The organism is Treponema sp. R80B11-R83G3 (assembly GCF_054786115.1).
In genome coordinates this window covers 1-413 of sequence record NZ_BDHF01000528.1, presented here as the reverse complement: position 1 = coordinate 413, position 413 = coordinate 1, and the positions used below count along the sequence as shown (strand labels likewise).

Here is a 413-nt window from a genome sequence, read left to right as displayed (position 1 = left end):
TTTTATTAAACAGGGTGAAAAAATACTCGTTAATACCGAAACAAACGAATATCTTGAAAGAGTAAATAATTAAATCATTACCTGACCAATGCGGTCAGGTTAAAAATTTAGGAAGGAGCGTATTATGGCAATCAAAGTAATTCTGCTGGTTTTGTTTTTCATCATCACAATTTTTGTCGGTTTCTATTTTAAGAAAAGAGCAAAAAGCGTTAATGATTTCGTGCTTGGCGGACGCGCCGTAGGCCCGTGGCTTACGGCTTTCGCTTACGGAACATCTTATTTTTCGGCTGTACTTTTTGTAAAAGACAGGTTCCTTTAACGATTTCTCCGCATCGAATCATTTTTATTTTCTTTAAGAAGTTTTACTGAATAAGTATACCAAAAATGGATTTTTTTTGGAAGTGGTAAAAAAC

Annotated in this window: 1 protein-coding gene and 1 pseudogene; both read left to right on the top strand. The window is 34.4% G+C overall.

Annotation, left to right across the window (positions count from 1 at the left end; genetic code table 11):
• A pseudogene (locus ACYVRH_RS14800) lies at positions 1-73 on the top strand (elongation factor P); the annotation flags it as partial.
• 51 nt (positions 74-124) lie between these two features.
• A complete protein-coding gene (locus tag ACYVRH_RS14795; RefSeq protein WP_461257619.1) occupies positions 125-319 on the top strand; it encodes a hypothetical protein in 195 nt (64 codons plus the stop codon).
• Positions 320-413 lie beyond the last annotated feature (94 nt).